Genomic DNA, 2,824 nt, shown 5'->3' on the forward strand with positions numbered 1-2,824 from the left:
CGCGTTCACGATGGTGATGCCGAACCACCAGTACAACAGTGGGCAAATCAGGCTGGCAAGCCTGAAGGGAAAAGTGCTGAGCCAGTAGAGCAATGAATCGAGGATCCCGATTCGATGCATCAGACCAAGGCTGCGCATGCCAAAGGGGCTGTATGAGTTGCGGACAATTTGCATCAAGCCGAGGCACCACCGTCCACGCTGAGTAATATACTCTTTCAGTCCTTCGGGAGCCAAACCTTCAGTCAATGGCTCGTTAAGGTACACAGTTTGCCAGCCGTTTTCCGCAAGCTTGAGGGTGAGTAGGAAGTCCTCGGTTACGCTTTGTGTTGGAATCCAGCCAATCTGCTCGACGGCCGGTACCCGCATTACGGATGATGTCCCACAGCAGATGGCAATCCCCCAAGCGTCCCGCGCTGGCTCGACGTTGTCAAAGAAATGACGTTGTTCATCCGGATATGCGGTGCTTATTCCAAGGTTATGTTGGATCGGATCAGGATTGAAGAAGTGCTGCGGGGGTTGCACGAGTGCGACGCTTGGCTCGTGAAACAACGCTAGCGTCCGCTCGATGAAGTCCGCATGGGGAACGAAATCTGCGTCAAGTACAGCGACAAAGACCGGGGGGGCTGGATCGCGGGCGCACGCGCGAAGTGCATGGTTAACGTTTCCCGCTTTAGCGTGCTCCTTATCCGAGCGTGCGAGATATCCGATTTCGTGCAGCTCGCAAAGTTGCCGCACCCAATTCCTGGCGCCGTCGTCGAGGATAAAAATCCGAAGCCGTGGATAGCGGATTTGCGCCGCGCCAATGATCGTGCGCTCGAGCACTTCCGACGGCTCGTTGTAAGTCGTGATAAAGACGTCCACACGCGGCGCTTCTCCAGGCAGCCACCATTCGGAGTACCGGTCTGCTTCTGCCGACCGCTCTTTCACCCGCGACAGTATGAAAAACGCGATGGTAGAGGAAAGCATCGTCAGAGCTTCGAGGATGGCGAATGCCCAACTGAACAGCGCGTCCGCAGTCCAGTCGAGGGGCGCCAGCGTTTCGGTGAAGCGCCAAGCCATATAACGCCAAGACAGTACGGCAGCCGTCCCCAGGAGCAGAGCGCGCCAATACCACTTCATCGGATTGAGAAACGGAAAGACGGTAAGGCAGAGCCCAATTATGAAGGCGGCGCCTGCGAAGGCAGCAACGAGTGGCGACAGCAGAATCATCAGAGTCCGTACCGCGTTATAAAGCGACGGAATTGTGCGATTGGGCCAGCTGTGAAGATGACGCGTCCAGTACGTCCAATCGCGCAGCCGAGATCTGCCTCTCCTGCAAGGTCTGGAACTGTCACTGTGACATCAAAGCGCTGGAGATGTTGCGCACTTGGACCCACAGCAAAATTGGTGTAGAGCGAGGCCGCACCGGATCCGCCAAGGCGGGTTATGGTTCCATTGAAAATACGATCATCTCGAAACAACCGAAATTGCGCGGCCGTTCCCACCGAGAGACCGTCGTAGAGAGATTCGCTGACGCCCGCGGTGACAATCTGGGTACTGCAGTCTACGATCTTGACGAGATCCTGGCCGCGCCGCGCGTATTGGCCATCGTCTATTAGTATGTCCCAGACCAGACCAACGACGCTGGCATTAAGGGTAGCGAAGCTCAGATTATTGACACGAAGACGCTCGGCATCGACTTGCCGGTCGAGCTGTACAATACGTGCTTTCACCTGCTCCTTGTCGACATTTAGCTCGGCCAACCGCTGCTCGAGCTCTCGGATACGTTGGGCCGAGGAGGGAGCGTCGTTATAGGACTCCCCGATGAAGACGCCCTCGCGAGCGGACGTAAGTTCCGTCTCCAAATATTTCACTCGCTGCTGCGCACTCTCCAGTTCTTGCTGCGCGACGTCGTAAGTTGCACGAGCGCGATCCAAATTCGCCGCCGTCTGTACACCACGCGTGCTCAGTTCGTTTGCTCGCTTGCATTCTGCGTCCGCTTGACGAAGGCGTGTGGCCGCAGCGTCTTGAGCTGCTTTCGTTTCGGCAATTCGAGCCTCAATCTGCCGAACCCTTCCGGGCTGGTAATCAGTTGATTGAACATCGAAGCGAGACCTGGATGCGGACAAGGCCTCTCGCTGGCCAACGAGACGGTTGAGCTCGATCTGCTGGTTCGTGCGATCGCGATCAAGCTCAAGAAGCCTCGCGGTATCGAAGCGTTGGTCGTTGATTTCTGCTATGAGCTCGCCGGGACTAATGCGCGCGCCGATGCTCTTTACGGCAAGCGTTACCTTTCCTTCGATTGGGGCGCGAACGATGTAGAGCCGAGCATTGAGTGTAGCGTCCGCCGATGTTCCAGCGAAGTGCTCACCGATAATAACGTACAATCCCACTGCCGACAGGGCCAAGCCGACGATTGCACGTACGAGCCTCATAAGGACATTCCAACTGCATTTATGACGGGAGGGTCGCGCAGCGTATTACTGAGCAGCCTACGGTCCAATCGTTTTCGCCTAAGCGACCCTCCGCCCTGCTTTGGATTGCCAAGTCCGCTCGGATGCAAGTGTTAGCGGGTCAGGCGTCATGATCAGACTAACAGGCTGGTAAAGAAGAGCTTCGTGATCTCAGCGGCAGGAGGATCCGTATCGTCAGAAGTGCAAACGGTCATGAATTCATTCCTGCAGTTCCAGCAGCGCCAGAGATCTTGGACCCCCCGCGCACCGATGCGTTCATGCCACTCGAGGTGGACCAATGCAGAGCCACATTGAGGGCAGTTTTTGTGACGTGCTATTGAGACCGACTCCATGTGGCAGCTCGTGTCATTGCGTCAAAAGGCCACAGCCGA

General features: G+C 56.4%; 2 protein-coding genes. Both read right to left on the reverse strand.

Translation table 11 applies throughout. The features are described 5' to 3' along the window. Positions 1-1,209, reverse strand: a 1,209-nt coding sequence (locus I6F36_RS38390; protein ID WP_225173238.1) for a glycosyltransferase, incomplete at its 3' end; no start/stop codon positions are given. Further along, complete coding sequence (locus tag I6F36_RS38395) at positions 1,209-2,366, reverse strand: HlyD family secretion protein (RefSeq protein WP_225173239.1); 1,158 nt, start codon at positions 2,364-2,366, stop codon at positions 1,209-1,211. The genes I6F36_RS38390 and I6F36_RS38395, both read right to left, overlap by 1 nt. Positions 2,367-2,824: the final 458 nt, after the last annotated feature.

This window comes from Bradyrhizobium sp. BRP19 (genome assembly GCF_020194195.1).
In the GTDB taxonomy this organism is placed as follows: Bacteria; Pseudomonadota; Alphaproteobacteria; order Rhizobiales; family Xanthobacteraceae; genus Bradyrhizobium; species Bradyrhizobium yuanmingense.